Origin of the sequence: Burkholderia sp. MSMB1078WGS, from assembly GCF_001528895.1 — a bacterium.
Taxonomy (GTDB): Bacteria; Pseudomonadota; Gammaproteobacteria; order Burkholderiales; family Burkholderiaceae; genus Burkholderia.
Window position 1 is genome coordinate 108,784 of record NZ_LPDI01000071.1, and the last position, 16,855, is coordinate 125,638.

Below are 16,855 nucleotides of genomic sequence, written 5' to 3' on the forward strand. Positions count from 1 at the left end.
CCGCCCGCCGGCGAAAGCTCATTCGTGGGTTGGCGTCACGGTATCCTGACGAGCGCCGATTTGACGCAAACCCTGCCAGAACGAAACGAATGGCTCGAGATAGAAACCTCTCAGGGTTTTGTGAGGATTCTTTTCCCCAAACTCCACTTCATTCAGCCCCCAGCGCCATGTTTCGTTCTTTTTCGGCAGATAAAGGGTCCCGAACATCCAGTCCCATAACGTCAAGATAACCCCGTAATTTTTATCTCGATGCGGCACCTCGATGCTGTGATGGAGGTTATGCATGACGGGTGCGAGGACGATACGATTCACCCAGTTGCCGTAGGAAACGTGCACGTGTACGTGAGACATCGTGTCTACGACAAAAAAGGAAACGTAAACCTGAATTCCTATCACCGTCACGGTCCCCGGATTGACAGTGGTTCCCGTGGCGTAAAGCAGCAAGCCCAGCGCGACGCCGGCAAAGAACGACGGAATCGTGTTCAGAAAAAAGAATTCAACCGGGTGTTGACGAAACAGCGTCCATGGCGTCAGCGTTTCGGCTGTATGGTGCGGCTTGTGCAGCGGCCACAGGACGGGAACCTCGTGGCACCAGCGGTGCACCCAGTAGCCGGAAAAATCCAAAGCCAAAAAATATACGGTGAACTGAACCGCGACCATCTTCCAGTCGGTGTGCATCAGGGGGGATTGCGCGCCAAAATGCGCCGCCAGAAAACCCGCGAGATTGTCCGCTACCGAGATCGCATTAATCGCGACAAACACGGACAGTGGAAAACCGATCGCCAGGACAATAATGCCGTTCCATCGATCCACACGAGCCGAAGCATGATCGTACTGATCCTTCGGAAATACGGACCTCACCACCGCCCGTAGCGTCACCGGGCCGCGTTCTTTTCTTGCCAGGAAACCGACCCACGCAACCACCACGAAATAAAGCGGAAGACCCCATGCCCACTGCTGCAGCATTTCGATGGTAGGGTCATAAAAGTCGGCAATCGAGCTCCATGTCTCATTTATCATCTTCGTCTCCGGGATTGCATATTGTTACGAGCCAGGACAGGGCCGCGAGTCGCATACGCCGCTCTTGTCAGGTACCGTCTATGCCCGGCGGCCCGCTCGATGAGGAAAACGTTGCCGCCGGGATAGTGAGTTCATGGTGGTCTGCAGGCTCGCTGCGGGCCAGTAACGAACGGTGGATGAACGGTTAACGAACGGTTTTTCCGACGTTTTCGCGTGACCGGACATCGCCGGTTCCGGGGGGTAAACCCGGCTTCATCGCATGGCGGATGCATGCGGATCGCGGGAACATCGATTCCGACATGCGTTGCTTGCGCCTTGCTGCTCCGCTCGCTGCCGGCACGCTCCAGTTCGGCCCAGCCGAAAAACGACCAGCCGAAAAACGACGTTTCAAGACGAGAGAAACGGAGAAAGAAATAGAAGACAGCGCGATATCAAGCATTCAATCTCGATGTGGCATCGAGAGCACATCCTGATTGCTGTCGAAATAGACGCGTCCTGCAAGCCAACCACGATCTCAATCCTGGACCGGCCCTCTGGATTGTCGTACGCAACGCTGTTTTTTTATTTTGCTTCAGCGGGTTCGGCGGCTCCGTTTTTTTTGGGAGCAAGCTCGCTTTCTCTTACAGGCCACATCTGACCGACCTTGAGATGGCGAACAATGACCAGCTTGTTACCGACATTCGACGGCCCGAATGTACGGACTTCGTACAGTGCTTCGAATGTGTTATCAGCACCAAGACTCGTTTTCAGTTTATCCAGTTCGGATTTACTCGACGCAACATTTATCGCCTCCATAAGCGCAGGATCCCGGGTTCCTGCAATAACGACGATATTATTTCCCGATGATCCCGGAAAGCTGGCTATATAAGCATAGTCACGACGCATAATCCCCTGGGTCGAAGGGTTATCCCAATCGGATTGAAACTTATTCCCGCTCGCCCGATCGACAAGCGTATCGCCATCGTCCGACAAAGAGAAACCCGAAATATCGCAAAGGGGTTCTTTGAGGTCCGCCAGACTCCTCAACAAGCCAACATAAACAAGATCGTGAGTCCGTAACATATTGTTGGTAAAGCGCGACATCGCGATGGATTGCAGCGACGGTAGTTCACCGGCTCGCGCGGTCGCAATGATGGGAGTAATGGCAGCCATAGCCGGCGCCACTCCTTCGGGGAGGGTGTAGGTGTTCAGGTCGATATATTTCTGATTCGCCCCCGGCGTCCGCAATTTGTACTGACCCAACTCATCAGCAGAATGAATTCGGGTGTCGAATATCAGGCGGGAAACCTCGTTGTTGGAATCCAGTTCGCCGAAAACATAATCACCGCCATAAACTATAAGAGTCGGAATATGGCTGCCCGCTAGCGCACGCCAGAGATTGGTATCGAGGCGAGCGTCTCCGGCGGATGTGCTTGCGAACCAGCTCCAGCAAATCAGATTGAGCCCGACGAGAAGCATGACGCCCCCTGCGAACCAAACCCTGGCGCCGCGCAGAGGGCGGCGAGGCGACGCGGCACAATCGTCTGCCTCGGCCTCAGCAGGCGGAATGACGACGAGCCGATATTCCCCGCGCGGAAGGGCCAAGCGTTCGCCATGCTCGTCCGGAGGCAGTTCTTCGAGTTTCTTCCGTAGCCGGTGGACGTGCACCCTCACGGTCGCATCAGCGGCAAGATCCATGTCGATGGATTTGCCGAAGACCGTTTGCGCAATCTCGATTTCCTTCGGTGCGGCGCCGGCCAGCGAGCGTTCAAGCAGCAATTCAAAAAGACGATTGATCTGCGCCGATTTTCCGAGCACGCCACTTTTTTGAATGCGTTCCCCGTGAGCAACGAGCCGCCTTGTGTCTTTGTCCTCTAGCATGCTGGGCCTCCCTGGATTGTGCGGGGACATGCCCGGACACTTGCTTTCGTCAGCCGGGCGCCCGTACCCGCCAGGGCGGCACGCAAGCGGCCACGCTCGCAACCGGCGCCGATGATTGCGTCGGTCATTCGTTCCGACCGACTGCATCCCGATCGCGACAAGCTGCGATGATAGGAACTCGCGCCCGAAGGCCATAGCCCAAAACGGCAACCGTAGCGGACGCTAGGGAACTCACTAGCTGGCTGTTGAACTTCTCAACGGTGTAACCGGGCGTTGCGAGCGGTGCGTTAGCGATATCGTTCATGACCTTGGGCAAATGAGAATGATGCGCGGAATGCACGAATGCAGGAACCGCTGTTCGCGGCGGCGAAGCTGGAAGCCTTCGTGCCGGCCGATCACCCGTTGAGGCCGCTTCAGCTGCTGGTCAACCAAGCGGTGAAGCGGCTCAATGTTACGCCGTGCTGCTCCCAGGCGTCGCGCGCCTTGATCCAGCCGGTTCGCCCGAGCCGATGGCGGCGACGCGGCAGGGGCCGTCGGCGTCGCGACACGCGGCCCCGGCAACGCGCTATTCGAGACCCTGCAACGCCGCCCGTTCGCTCGCCGTGCGGCGCGGCGGCAGTGTGCGCGGCACCAGGCTCGTCACCAGCACCGAGCCGACCACCAGCAGCCCCGCAGCCACCGCGAGCCCGGCATACGGCGTGCCGGTCCGCGCAAACAGCGCGCCGACCAGCCATGAACTGAACGCGCCGCCCAGCGAACCCAGCATGCTGATCACCGCGATGCCCGCCGCCGCCGCGCGGCCGGTCAGTTGGGCCGCCGGAATCGTCCAGAACACGATCGGCACGGTGAACGCGCACAGTTGCGCGATCGCAAGCAAGGCCACGGTGATCCACACATGACCGACCGAGAAGCGCAGGAGCAACAGGCTGCACGCTGTGACGAGCATGCACACCACCGTATGCCACCGGCGCTCGCCAAATCGGTCGGAACTCCATGCGATCGCCACGTTGCCGATCATCGTGAACACGGAAATCAGTCCGGACAACCAACCGATTCCGGAGACGCTCGCCACACCGGCCGCCTTGAGCACCGTGGGCGACCAGAACGTCACCGTCCCCATGCCGACGTAGACGCAGAAATAGATCGCCGCAAGCCCCAGCACACGACCGTTGCGAACGATGTCGAGCACGCCGACCCGGCCATGGCCGACCACGGCCGAGGCCCGCTCCGCGTCCAGATCACGCAGGAGCGCCTGCCGCTCCGGCGGCGACAGCCATGCCGCCTGTTCCGGCCGGTCGCTCAGCATCAGCGGCGCAACGAGGCCGAGCGCGATGGCCGGCAATCCCTCGATCAGGAACAGCCACTGCCATCCGCGCAACCCCATCGTGTCCTGCATGTGCGCCATGATCCAGCCGGACAGCGGCCCGCCGATCATCCCGGCCACCGGAACGGCGAGCAGCAGCACGCTGTTGACACGAGCGCGCACCGCATCCGGAAACCAGTACGACAGGTACAGGATCAGGCCCGGAAAGAAGCCGGCCTCGGCGGCGCCGAGCAGAAAGCGCACCACGTACAGCGACACGCTGCCGGTCACGAACATCTGCGCCACCGTGCAAAGGCCCCACAGCACCATGATCCGCATCAGCGTGCGGCTCGCGCCGATGCGCGCCAGCACCAGGTTGCTCGGCACCTCGAAGGCGGCGTAACTGATGAAGAAGATGGCCGTCGCGGAGCCGAACACGGCTTCGCTCAAGCCGAGGTCCTGCAGGAACTGCAGCTTGGCGAACCCGATGTTGACGCGATCGACGAAGTTGACGACGTAGCAAAGGAACAGGAACGGAATCACGCGCAGCGCGATCCGGCGGTACAAGACGGCAGGGGGTGATTCGGACATGGACCGCTCCCGGTAGGTGGAAATGCGTCGGCAGCCGCCTGCATTGCTCGGGGCCGCGATCGACGGCGCCGACGTGCGTTGCGCGTGCACGAGCAGGGAAAGTGCCGCAGGGTAATTATACAAATCCCGTATTTCGGGATTTATTGGTAGTTAACACGAGGGAATATGCCGGACCCCGCGTGCGCCGTCCCCCTCCCTGCATTCGTCAGAATTGTAAGAAAATAGCGATGCTCTACGGTTGCATTGATCACCGCGCCTTCATTGCAAGGTATCGCACGACGCCATGCGTAAACCCCACCTCGAAAATAAATTGAATCCCTTAAAATGAGATTTCAAAAAAATATGGTCGTCAACGGGTTTCGATCGCGTCACCGGCTGTTTTTTTCTGGATATGATCGCCGGCAGCACCGGTCGCGTCGCACGACGCCTTCGGAAGCGATCCATGCCGGCCGCACGCATGTCGCGATCGCGCTGCCCGCGCCCTGGCAGCATGAACCGGCTTCTGCCGGCATCGAATTTGAGACGGAATGCATTAGCCACGCCATGAACCTGCGCGCCGAAACACTGTGCTTCTCGGATGTGTTCCTCCATTCCCAGGCGATCGTGAACTGGTCGCAGCACTACGACCAGATCAGTCCGGGCACCGCGACGACCACACTGCGCCAGGTCGCCGGCCAGCGTTTCCACGTCTTTCGCGAACGCATCAACCAGCGCGTGATGCAGCACGGCCTCGCGCCGCGCGACCGGCTCTGCTTCGCGCTGCCGATCGCCAGTGCGGTCGCGCCCGTGGTCCAGGGGCGCACCGTCGAGCGCCCGAGCCTGCTGACTCTGCGCGGCGGCGAGGAGTTCGTCGCGCATCTGCCGTGCGACACCGAGGTGCTCGCCTTCACGATCGACAGCACGCTCACGGCCGATCGCGAACTGAACGAACTCGCGAACCTGCCCGCCCGCATCCTGAAGCAGCCGGTGCTGCCGATCTCGCCCGCACGCTACGGCCAAGCGCTGGACGCGCTCGAGCGCGTGCTTTGCCAGGCGCTCGACAGCGGTTCGCTCACCGCGCGCGATACATTCGACGAACGCGTGCTCGCGTACAGTGTCGTCGGCATCCTGCTCGACCTCGTGCAGTCCGACGATGTGGATGCCGGCGCGTTGCCGTCGGCCTCGACGCAAAGCTACATCGTGCGCCGCAGCCAGGAAATCGCACTGGAATGCGACGACGTGCCGACGGTGATCGATCTCTGTCACCACCTGCGCATCAGCCGCCGCACGCTGCAATACAGTTTCCAGAACGTGGCCGGCACCACGCCGACCGCCTATCTCCGCTCGATCCGGCTGAACGCCGTGCGCCGCTTCCTGATGACGACGCCCGACACGATGCGGATCGGCGACGCGGCGGCGCAATTCGGCTTTTGTCACTTCGGACGCTTCTCCGCGTACTACCAGCAGCATTTCCACGAGCTGCCGTCGCACACGCCGCGCCTGAGCTGAGCGCACGACAGACGCATGGCGGCGGCGCATCCGGGTAATCCCCTGCCGCCCCAGCGCATGCGGATTGCCGATAACGGACAACGCCCGTCTTTTCGGCACCGTAAATTTTGTCGTCGGCCCTGCTCGCTTGCGCGCTGCACCGCATCGAGCGGCCGTCGAAGCGCACACCCGTGTCGTCAGCGGAGGTCGGCATCGATTGCCGGCTCGTCAGGATCGGCGCACGGCACGGGAATATCGATCAGGCATGCCGGTGTCGACTCCTGACGGACGATCCGGCCAGCAGGACTACCCATGAACGAATCGTCACCCCGGTCCGAAGCGGGGCTCAGCCAGAACGCCGTCGGACTTTCTCACATCGTTTTCTTCGTCGTCGCCGCGGCCGCACCGCTCACCGCGATGGTCGGCGCGACACCCGCCGCATTCTCGCTCGGCAACGGCCCGGGCGTGCCCGGCGTATTCGTGCTGGCCGGCGTCATGTACCTGATCTTCAGCATCGGCTATGCGGCGATGAGCCGACACATCTCCAATGCGGGCGCCTTCTATGCGTACATCGCGAACGGACTGGGCCGCCCTGCCGGCGTGGGCGGCGCATTCGTCGCGATCGTCGCGTACAACGCGGTGCAGATCGCGATCTACTGCATGTTCGGCTTCTTCCTGAACGACAGCATCCAGCGGCATTACGGCGTCGACGTGCCGTGGTGGGCGTTCGCGCTTGCGTGCGTCGTCGCCGTGCACGTCTGCGGCGCGCGGCGCATCGAGTTCAGCGGCCGGCTGCTCGGCATGCTGATGATCGGCGAGATCGCGATCGTCATGCTGCTCGATCTCGCGATCGTCGTGCACGGCGCGAGCGCCGGCGGCTTCAGCGCGAAACCGTTCAGCCCGGCGATGGTGTTCGCGCCCGGGCTCGGCACCGCGCTCGTGTTCGTGCTCGGTTCGTACATGGGTTTCGAGGCGACGGCGATCTTCTCCGAGGAGGCGCGCGACCCGAAGCGCACGATTCCGCGCGCCACCTATCTGGCCGTGATCCTCATCATGGCGTTCTACGCGCTGTCGTCGTGGGCGATCGTCGAGGCCTGGGGCGAGAGCGGGATCGCCGCGCAGGCCGCGCACGATCCGGCCAATCTCTGGTTTGCCGTCAGCGGCCGGCTGCTCGGCGGCATCGCGACGGACGCGATGAACGTCCTGCTCGTCACCAGCCTCTTCGCGGCCATCCTGTCGTTCCACAACACGATCACGCGCTATTTCTACGCGATGGGCCGCGAGCGCGTGTTGTGGCGCAAGCTCGGCCATACGTGCCCCGTGCATCGTTGCCCGGACGTCGCCGGCAAGGTGCAGACGCTGATCGCGCTCGCGGCCATCGCCGGCTCGGCGGCCTTTCGCCTCGACCCGTTCGCGGTCGTGTTCTCGTGGATGAGTGCGCTGGCCACGATCGGCATCATCGCGGTGCAGATCCTGGTGGCGGCCTCGGTGATCGCGTTCTTCGCGCGCGACCATCGGGACGCCGGCGTCGTGCACCGCCTGATCGCGCCGCTCGTCAGCGTGATCGCGCTCGGCGCCTGCCTCGTGCTGGTCGTGCGCAACCTGTCAGTGCTGAGCGGATCGGATTCGACCTTCGTCGCGATGTTTCCGTATTTCCTGGTCGCCGTCGGCGCGCTCGGCATCCGTGCCGCGCTGCGGCTGAAGCGCAGCGACCCCGACCTGTACCGCGCACTCGGACGCGCCGTCCAGTAGCCGCCGCCCGGACGGTGCCGCGCCGCACCGTCGTCTCATTGCGCGTTCCCCGAGGATGTCCCGCCGCCGACGCGACCTGCGATGCGTCGCGCCGGCGCGGGTATTCCCTATTCCGAGCGCGCGTCAACGATTGCCGATAGCGGACAAGACGCGCGCTTTCATCGACATACAGTGAATGCGACGTCGAAACCGGACCGTGGCGGTTGCCATCGCCCTCACCCGTTCGGTCCGACGATTCGCCCCTGGGAAACACGGACACCATGATGAAAATTCAGAATCTGATCGCCGGCCGGCATTGCGACGCAGCGGCCGGCCGCACCTTCGACAAGCTGGCGCCCGCGACCGGCGACCGCCTCGCCGCCGTGCCCGCATCCACCGCCGAGGACGTCGATCGCGCGGTGCGTGCCGCGCACGCCGCACTGCACGACGACGCATGGGCACGCGCGGGCGGCCCGGCCCGCGCCCGCTGGCTGCTTCGGCTGGCCGACCTGGTCGAGCGCAATGGCAACGCGCTGACGGAATTGCTGGCCGTCGAACAGGGACGCCCGCTTGCCGAGATGCGCATGATGGACCTGCCGATGTGCGTCGACACGCTGCGCTACTTCGCCGGCTGGGCCGACAAGCTCGAGGGCCGCACGATTCCGACCGACGGCTTCATGGGCCGCCCGACGCTCAGCTACACGCGGCGTGCGCCGGTGGGCGTCGCCGGTCAGATCATCCCGTGGAACGCGCCGTTGATGATCGCCGCGTGGAAACTCGCGCCGGCGCTCGCGGCCGGCTGCCCGGTGGTGATCAAGCCGTCGGAGGACGCGCCACTGGCCGTCGCCCGGCTCGGCGAGCTCGTTTGCGAAGCCGGCATGCCCGCCGGGGTCGTGAACATCGTCCACGGCGTGGGCGCGGAAGTCGGCGCCGCGCTGGTCGCACACCCGCTCGTGAGCAAGATCAGCTTTACCGGCAGCACCGAAGTCGGCCGCGCGATCGCCGGCGTCGCGGCGAAGACCTTCAAGCGCGTCACGCTCGAACTCGGCGGAAAAGCCGCGCAGATCGTCTTCGCGGATGCCGATCTCGACCGCGCGATTCCGTCGCTGATGGCCGGCATGTTCGCAAACCAGGGGCAGACGTGCGCGGCCGGCTCGCGCGTGCTCGCGCACCGCTCGATCGCGCACGCGCTCGAAGAGCGGCTCGCCGACGCGGCCCGCGCGATCCGGGTCGGTCCGCCTTCGGAACCCGGCGTGCAGATGGGCGCGCTCATCAACCCGCGTCACCTCGCGCGCGTACGTGCGCTCGTCGACGGCGCACTCGCCGAAGGCGCGGTCATGCTGGCCGGCGACGAACAGGTGCCGCCGCGCGGCTGCTTCATGCGCCCGACGATCCTGGGCGGCGTCCATCCGGGCATGCGGATCGCCCGCGACGAGGTGTTCGGCCCGGTCGGCATGGTCATGCCGTTCGATGCCGAGGACGACGCCGTTCGCATCGCCAACGACACGCCGTTCGGCCTGTCCGCCTCGATCTGGACGCAGGACGTCGGCACCGCGCACCGCGTCGCCGAGCGGCTCGACGTCGGCGCCGTCGCGATCAATGCGTGGAGCCCGATCGACGCACGCCTGCCGTGGGGCGGCACCAAGCAAAGCGGGATCGGGCGCGACCTGTCGAAGGCCGCGCTCGATTCGTACCTCGAGGAAAAAATCGTCACCGCCGCCCTGTGACCCCGCGGCGCACACCGCGCCGCCTCCTGTTCAAGCACTTCGTAAGAGAGACGAGAGACACCATGGACTATCAAAAGCGTCAAAAACGATTCTGGCATCCGATGAGCTCGGCGGCCGCCGGACATACGACCCCCACCGTCGTCATCGCGCGCGGCGACGGCAACTACGTGTACGACGTCGACGGCCACCGCATGCTCGACGGCGTGGGCGGACTGTGGAACGTCAACGTCGGCCACAACCGGCCGGAAGTGAAAAGCGCGATCGCCCGGCAGATGGACGAGCTGTCGTACTACCAGACCTTCGACGGCGTCGCCCATCCGCGCGTCTACGATCTGGCCGACCGCCTGTGCGCAATGTTCGCGCAGGAAGACATGCAGCGGGTGATGTTCGGCAGCGGCGGATCCGACGCGATCGAGACCGCGCTCAAGATGGCGCGCCAGTACTGGATCGCCGCGGGCGAGCCGTCGCGCACGAAATTCCTGTCGCTGCGCAACGGCTATCACGGCGTGCACATGGGCGGCACGTCGATCGGCGGCAACGGCGTCTACCATTACAATCACGGCCCGCTGCTGCCCGGCTGCGTGCTGCTCGACACGCCGTGGCTCTATCGGAACCCGTGGAACTGCGACGATCCGCGCCAGCTCGTCGAGCACTGCATCCGGCAGCTCGAGGAAACGATCGCGTTCCACGGTCCGCAGACCATTGCCGCGTTCGTCGCAGAGCCAGTACAAGGCGCCGGCGGGCTGATCGTGCCGCCCTCCGACTACTGGGCGCGCGTGCGCGCCGTCTGCGACCGCAACGGCATCCTGCTGATCGCGGACGAAGTCGTCACCGGCTTCGGCCGCACCGGCAACCTGCTCGGCAGCCGCGGCTGGGGCGTCGCCGCCGACATCCTGTGCGTCGCCAAAGGCATTTCCGCCGGGTACGTCCCGCTCGGCGCGACGCTGTACAACGGGCGTATCGCCGACGCGATCGAACACGGCGCAGGCTTCTCGCATGTAGTCATGCACGGCTATACGTATAGCGGGCATCCGCTCGCGTGCGCCGCCGCGCTCGCCGTGCTCGACATCGTCGAGGCCGAGGATCTGCCGGGCAATGCGGCACGGGTTGGCCAGCGCCTGCTCGAGCAATTGCTGCCGCTGAAGGCCGACTTCGAGACCGTCGGCGACGTGCGCGGCAAGGGGCTGATGCTGGCGCTCGACCTGGTGACCGACAAGGCCAGCCGTACGCCGCTCGATCCGGGCAAAGGATTCGCCGCACGCGTGGCCGATGCCGCGCGCCGGCGCGGTGTGCTGGTGCGGGCGATCGCGAACAAGATCGTGATGTCGCCGCCGTTGACGCTGCGGCAGGACGAGGCCGACTTCATCGCTGTGACCCTGCGCGAAGCGCTGCAGGAGTGCTGCGCGGATTCGCTCGCGATCGCCTGACCGCCCGAAACAGCCCGGCGCACGGACTTTTCGTCGAAGGTTCGTGCGCACCGCCATCCGGCCTCGGTTCGACGAAGATCGGTGCGGAACGTCGAAATGGATGACCGGCGTCCCGCCTGTCGCAGTGTCGTTTCAAAGGAAGACAAATCAAATGGAACACCAGGCCATTGCATTCACGGTAGAGAAATATCCGCTCGCGCTTCGGCTGCTGCACTGGGTCAGGGCGATCCTGATCGGCGCGCAGCTCTGGACCGGCTGGACGATGGTCCGGCTCGACGACAACCTGCCGGCCAAGTTCGACTGGTACTACCCGACGCACAAGGAGTTCGGTGTGCTCACGCTGCTGGTGGTCGTCACGCAACTGGCGATTCGCTCGATGAAGCCGCTGCCGCCGTTGCCTTCCACGCTGCCGGCGCTCGACCGCAAGCTCGCCAAGGTCGGTCATTACCTGCTGTACGCGCTGGCGATCGTCGTGCCGCTGATGGGATATTCGATGTCCAGTACGTTTACGCAGAGCGACGGCGTGCCGTTCTTCTTTTTCCGCGTACCCGAGTTGCTGCCCAAGAACGACCACTGGTTCGAGGCGTTTCAGTGGTTGCACCGGACGCTCGCTTACACGTTGCTCGCGCTCGTCGTGCTGCATGTACTTGGCGCGCTGAAGCACCGCTTCTTCGACCGCAACCCGGAAAACGACGTGCTGCGGCGGATGCTGTAACGCCGACGCCACGCGGAACCTCGCGCCCGGCGGGGCACCGCATTCGGTCCGCTCGATCGCAGCGGACCGATTTTCTTCCCGATTCATATTTCGTTTTACTAACTATAAACGGACACGCGGCACGCGTCCGGCGCCACCGCGCACCGTCGGAAACCGCGTCGTTTCGCGTGGGCCGCCCACACCTGGAGATCGACGATGAAGAAAATGATGGCGGCCGTATCGGCCGCGAGCGCCATGGGTTTCGGCCTGACGGCCCATGCGCAAAGCACCGTGACGCTGTACGGCCTGATCGACGAAGGCATCAATTTCACGAGCAACGCGGGCGGCAGCAAGGCTTACCAGATGGTCAGCGGCGATACCGTCGGCAGCAACTGGGGACTGAAAGGCACTGAGGACCTCGGCGGCGGCCTGAGAGCGCTGTTCCAGCTCGAGAACGGCTTCAACGCGAGCACCGGCGCGCTCGGCGTGGCGTCGCGAATGTTCGGCAGGCAGGCCTACGTCGGGCTCGATTCCGACCGGTTCGGCACGCTCACGTTCGGCCGCCAGTACGATCCCACGCTCGACATGTGGAGCCCTTTCACGGCCACCGGCAACTGGCTCGGCGACTTCGGCGCGCACCCGTACGACAACGACAACGCCGACTGGGACTACCGCATCCAGAACAGCGTCAAGTACGTGTCGCCCGCGTACGCCGGCTTCAAGGGCGAAGTGCTCTACGGGCTCGCGAACCAGGCTGGCGGCTTTGCCCGGAACCGCGTCTACAGCGCCGCCGTGCAATACCAGGCGGGCGCTTTTTCCGCTGCTGTCGCGTACCTGAAGGCCAACGACGGCGGTGCAACCGCGGGCGGTGCGTTGTCGGGCGACGATACGGTCTTCAGCGGCCGCTCGCAGCAGAACATCGAGGCCGGCGCGTCGTACAAGTTCAGCGACAAGCTGACGGTGTCCGCCGCGTATTCGCACGTGGACGTGACCAACCCCGAGTCGAATCTCTACTTCGCGAATCAGCCGGCGGCAGGCTCGCAGAACGCGTGGAAATTCGACAACGTCGAGGTCAACGGCCAGTACTTCTTCCGCCCGGACGTCTGGCTCGGCGCCGCCTATACCTACACGCACGCGCATGTCGCAACGGCGGCGGGCGATGCGTCGCCGAGCTGGCACCAGGTGTCGATGATGCTCGACTACGATTTCAGCAAACGGACCTCGACGTACATCCAGGGCGCGTACCAGCATGCAACCGGCAATACCGGCACCGACTTCGACTACGCGCACGTGCTCGGCACGGCCGGGCAGTCGTCGGGCCGCAACCAGCTGGCGTTGCGCATCGGGATGATGCACCGCTTCTGAACGCTGTGGAAAAACACGGGCTCGCACGGCGTACGCGGCAGCCCGTGTCTTCCCGTCCCGTCAGAACTGATGCCGCACCCCGAGCCGAACCGCAGTCTGCGTCGAGCCGGACGCCGCCCCGCCGAGCGCCGCTTCGACCTGCGCGCCGTACGCACTGTCATGCCCGCGAGCGAATACCGCATAAAGGCCGGTACGCTTCGACAGCGAATAGTCGGCGCTCAACGTGATCTGGTTGGCCGAGCCGATGTCGCCGCCGCGCTGCTGATACTGGAAACCGCCGCCCAGCTGCAACGACGGCGTGACGGCATAGGTCAATCCGGCGTCATAAGTCGTGGCCCGCTGCGACGCGGCGGCGCTGATCCGGACATCCGACACCATGCCGAAGACACGGAACGGCCCGACGTTGTAGCCTGCCCCGCCCGAGAAATTGCGCAGATTGCCGCCGGCAGCCACGTCGTGCTGACCGAAATAAGCGAGCGCGGCGCTGAACGCCCCTTGCGTGTACGACAGCATCGCGCTTTGCACGCTGCTGCGCGCGACGGTGCCGGGCACGTTGCCGAACCCCCACATGCCGCCGAACGCCACACCGCCGAATGTCGGGCTCACGTACTTCACCGCATTGTTCACCTGGACACCCCACACGCGGTTGTCGAGCGCGCCGCCGGCCGACGCATTCGTCGGCAACCCCCACGCGAGCAGGCCGGCCGGCGTATTCGCGCCGACCGCGAAGGCCGGCAGGAGATCGCCGACGAAATCGAACTGCCGCCCGAGGGTCACGGTCCCCCAGTCGCCGCCGAGCCCGACGTACGCTTGCGAACTGAACGCAGAGCCCGGCACGGTCAACGCGCCGTCGGAGGTCTGGAACTGGCTCTCCAGCCGAAAGACCGCGAAGTTGGCGCCGCCGAGATCCTCCCTGCCCGTCAGGCCCCACACGTCGTTGCGCGACACGCCGGCCTGTAACGCGAGCTGACGCCCGCCGCGCGGGGCGGACGCCACGTCGCTCGTATAGGTCAGCCCCGTGTCCAGCGAACCGTAAAGCGTCACGCTCGATTGCGCAAGCGCCGGCGCAACGACACCGCAGCCGCACCATGCCGCCATCCTGAACCACGCTTTCATCGTCTTCTCCTCATCGAATCGTTCCGGCCGATGCGCCCGTGAAGCGACCGGCACGGCAGCAACATCGATCCGGTAAAATTTCACCCGTTAGAATAGGAATCCATATCAATTGCGCTGAAGCGATCCACCCCGACGCCGTTCCGGTTGCCGCCTGCACGACTTACGTTAGACTACGGCCTGTCGCCTGCGGCGGCGCATCCCGTGCCGCAGGCCGGCAGCCCGAACCGCATTCGTCCGTCCGTTCCATTGCCGCAAGCCGTCTGAATCCCGGATCACGTCATGTCGAGCCTCACCAAAATGCTGTCCATCCTCGACGTCTTCTCTTCGTCCGCGACGTCGATGACCGCCGAGGAAATCGCCGAACACATGGGCTTTTCGCGCACCACGTGCTACCGCTACGTGAAGGAACTGGCTTCCGTCGGCCTGCTCGTCGGCAGCAACGGCCGCTACACGCTGGGCCCGCGCATCATCCATCTCGACTACAACATGCGGCAGTCGGACCCGACGCTCACCGCCGCGAAGCCCGTCATCCAGAAACTGGTTCAGGTCACCGGCGGCGATGCGCTCGTCTCGACGCTGTTCGACGAGCAGATCATCAACGTGATGCACGAAACCGGCGCCGAGAACCTGCAGTTGGGCTTCGGCCGCGGCCGCATCATGCCGCTGTTCCAGGGCGCTTCGTCGAAAGTGATCGTGGCCGCGATGTCGCGCGCGCGGCTCAAACGCCTGCACGAACGGCACAATGCCGAGCTCGGCGAGTTCGCCGCCGACTGGACGCAGTTCTGGCGCGCCTGCCAGCAGATCGTCGACGCGGGATACTGGATCTCGCGGGGCGAACTCGATGAAGGATTCGTCGGCATCGCCGCACCGATTCGCACCGCCAGCAGCGGCGAGGTCAACAGCAGCCTGTCGCTGATCTTCCGCGCCGAACACTTCGCACTGTTCGACGAACACGTCCTCGGCAAGCTCCTGATCGACGCCACCGCCCAGATCGGCGGCGCCACCTGAGCATTCGCGCGGCATCGCGCGCGACGCCGCGCCCGATCGCCGACGCATACGCGGTCAGTTCATCTGCGTGATGAACTTGGTGACCAGATAACCGTCGAACGTCTCCGTTCCGCCCTCGCTGCCGAAGCCGCTGTCCTTGACGCCGCCGAACGGGATCTCCGCCGGCCCCATGCCGAAGTGATTGATGTTGACCATGCCGGCCTCGAGCGCACGGCCGATCCGGTGCGCATCGCGCGCCGACGTCGTGAACGCGTACGACGCGAGGCCGAACGGCAAGCGATTGGCTTCGTCGAGCGCATCGTCGAGCGCATCGAACGGCACGATCCCGACGATCGGGCCGAACGGCTCCTCGTTCATCAGCCGCGTGTCGCGCGCGGGGCCCAGCACGACCGTCGGCGCGAAATAGTGCCCCGGCCCCGGCAAGCGCGTCCCGCCCGCGGCAATCTCCGCCCCTTTTGCCTTCGCGTCGGCGACGAAGGCATCGATCGCGGATACGCGTCGCGCATGCGCGAGCGGCCCCATCGTGGTCGCCTCGTCCAACCCATGGCCGACGCGAATCTTGCCGACCGCCTCGAGATACGCGACGACGAACCGTTCGAACACCGGGCGCTGCACGAAAAAACGCGTCGGCGATACGCACACCTGCCCGGCATTGCGAAACTTGTATGCGGCCAGCATCGTCGCAGCGCGCTCGATTTCGGCGTCCGCACAGACCAGCACCGGCGCATGCCCGCCCAGCTCCATGGTCATGCGCTTCATGTGCGACGCGGCGAGCGCCGCCAGTTGCTTGCCGACCGGCACCGACCCCGTGAACGAGATCTTGCGCACGAGCGGCGATTCGATCAGTTGCCTGGACACGTCGCCCGGCACGCCCCAGACGATGTTCAGGCAGCCCGCGGGCAATCCGGCATCGTGAAAGATGCGCGCGAGCGCGACGATCGCGCTCGGCGACTCCTCCGGCCCTTTCAGCACCAGCGTGCAGCCCGACCCAAGCGCGGCCGCGATCTTGTGCATCGCCTGGCTGAACGGAAAATTCCACGGCGAGAATGCCGCGCACACGCCGATCGGTTCCCGCAGCACCGTCTGCGCGACGTCCGGCGAGCGCGACGGCACGACGCGGCCGTACGTGCGGCGCCCCTCCTCCGCATGCCATTCGAGCTGCTCGGCTGAAGACACGACTTCGGCGATCGCCTCGCGCAGCGGTTTGCCCTGGTCCATCGTGATGTGACGGCCGATCGCCTCGGCCCGTTCGCGCACCAGCGCGGCGGCCCGGCGCAGAATGTCCGAGCGCGCGAGCGGCGACTCGCGGCGCCACGTCGCGAACGCGCGATGTGCGGCGCGCACCGCGGCGTCGATATCGTCCGGTGTCGCATGCGGCAGGTCGCCGAGCACGCCATCGGTTCCCGGATCGAGAACGGGTTGCGTGCGCCGGCCGTCGGCCTGAAGAAACCGGCCGTCGATATACAGCCCGAGCGATGCGTAATCGCGTTGCACATCAGGCGTCATGCGGGAAGTCAGGGGCGTAAACGGAATCAAGACGGATACC

14 protein-coding genes are annotated in these 16,855 nt (G+C 64.7%); 7 read left to right on the forward strand and 7 right to left on the reverse strand.

Features of this window, described 5'->3' with window-relative positions; all coding sequences use genetic code 11:
- Positions 1–18: 18 nt before the first annotated feature.
- The 5 genes from WT24_RS17520 to WT24_RS34465 form a co-directional block, all read right to left on the reverse strand.
- The gene (locus tag WT24_RS17520; protein WP_060035172.1) at positions 19–1,020 is read right to left on the reverse strand and encodes a sterol desaturase family protein; all 1,002 of its coding nucleotides are present in this window, start codon (positions 1,018–1,020) and stop codon (positions 19–21) included.
- A 184-nt stretch (positions 1,021–1,204) separates the two neighbouring features.
- A complete protein-coding gene (locus WT24_RS34450) occupies positions 1,205–1,459 on the reverse strand; it encodes a hypothetical protein (RefSeq protein WP_156441827.1) in 255 nt (84 codons plus the stop codon).
- A 122-nt stretch (positions 1,460–1,581) separates the two neighbouring features.
- Positions 1,582–2,880 (reverse strand): hypothetical protein, encoded by a 1,299-nt coding sequence (locus WT24_RS34455; RefSeq protein ID WP_156441828.1) that lies wholly within the window; start codon positions 2,878–2,880, stop codon positions 1,582–1,584.
- A 565-nt stretch (positions 2,881–3,445) separates the two neighbouring features.
- Entirely contained in the window at positions 3,446–4,774 is a 1,329-nt protein-coding gene (locus WT24_RS17530) for an MFS transporter (RefSeq protein ID WP_060035176.1), read from the reverse strand.
- A gap of 258 nt (positions 4,775–5,032) precedes the next feature.
- On the reverse strand, positions 5,033–5,365 hold the full coding sequence (locus WT24_RS34465) for a hypothetical protein (RefSeq protein WP_179949363.1): 333 nt from the start codon (positions 5,363–5,365) through the stop codon (positions 5,033–5,035).
- On the opposite strand from WT24_RS34465, the gene WT24_RS17535 reads away from it, so the two are divergent.
- From WT24_RS17535 to WT24_RS17560, 6 genes are all read left to right on the forward strand, one after another.
- Positions 5,354–6,262, forward strand: a complete 909-nt coding sequence (locus WT24_RS17535; protein WP_257127510.1) for a helix-turn-helix domain-containing protein — start codon at positions 5,354–5,356, stop codon at positions 6,260–6,262. The genes WT24_RS34465 and WT24_RS17535 overlap by 12 nt on opposite strands.
- Positions 6,263–6,553: 291 nt before the next feature.
- Positions 6,554–7,993: an APC family permease gene (locus tag WT24_RS17540; protein ID WP_060035178.1), complete on the forward strand. Its 1,440-nt coding sequence runs from the start codon at positions 6,554–6,556 to the stop codon at positions 7,991–7,993.
- 260 nt (positions 7,994–8,253) lie between these two features.
- The gene (locus WT24_RS17545; RefSeq protein WP_060035180.1) at positions 8,254–9,699 is read left to right on the forward strand and encodes an aldehyde dehydrogenase; all 1,446 of its coding nucleotides are present in this window, start codon (positions 8,254–8,256) and stop codon (positions 9,697–9,699) included.
- A gap of 62 nt (positions 9,700–9,761) precedes the next feature.
- Complete coding sequence (locus tag WT24_RS17550) at positions 9,762–11,126, forward strand: aspartate aminotransferase family protein (RefSeq protein WP_059794483.1); 1,365 nt, start codon at positions 9,762–9,764, stop codon at positions 11,124–11,126.
- Positions 11,127–11,277: 151 nt separating this feature from the next.
- Positions 11,278–11,841, forward strand: coding sequence for a cytochrome b (locus WT24_RS17555; RefSeq protein ID WP_059794486.1), 564 nt, complete (start codon positions 11,278–11,280; stop codon positions 11,839–11,841).
- Positions 11,842–12,036: 195 nt separating this feature from the next.
- On the forward strand, positions 12,037–13,185 hold the full coding sequence (locus WT24_RS17560) for a porin (protein WP_060035182.1): 1,149 nt from the start codon (positions 12,037–12,039) through the stop codon (positions 13,183–13,185).
- 60 nt (positions 13,186–13,245) lie between these two features.
- On the opposite strand, the gene WT24_RS17565 is transcribed toward WT24_RS17560, so the two are convergent.
- A complete protein-coding gene (locus WT24_RS17565; RefSeq protein ID WP_060035184.1) occupies positions 13,246–14,301 on the reverse strand; it encodes a porin in 1,056 nt (351 codons plus the stop codon).
- Positions 14,302–14,580: 279 nt separating this feature from the next.
- Here WT24_RS17565 and WT24_RS17570 point away from each other — a divergent pair, with 279 nt between their 5' ends.
- A complete protein-coding gene (locus WT24_RS17570; protein ID WP_059794495.1) occupies positions 14,581–15,309 on the forward strand; it encodes an IclR family transcriptional regulator in 729 nt (242 codons plus the stop codon).
- Positions 15,310–15,363: 54 nt separating this feature from the next.
- On the opposite strand, the gene WT24_RS17575 is transcribed toward WT24_RS17570, so the two are convergent.
- Positions 15,364–16,815, reverse strand: coding sequence for an NAD-dependent succinate-semialdehyde dehydrogenase (locus WT24_RS17575; RefSeq protein ID WP_060035186.1), 1,452 nt, complete (start codon positions 16,813–16,815; stop codon positions 15,364–15,366).
- Positions 16,816–16,855: the final 40 nt, after the last annotated feature.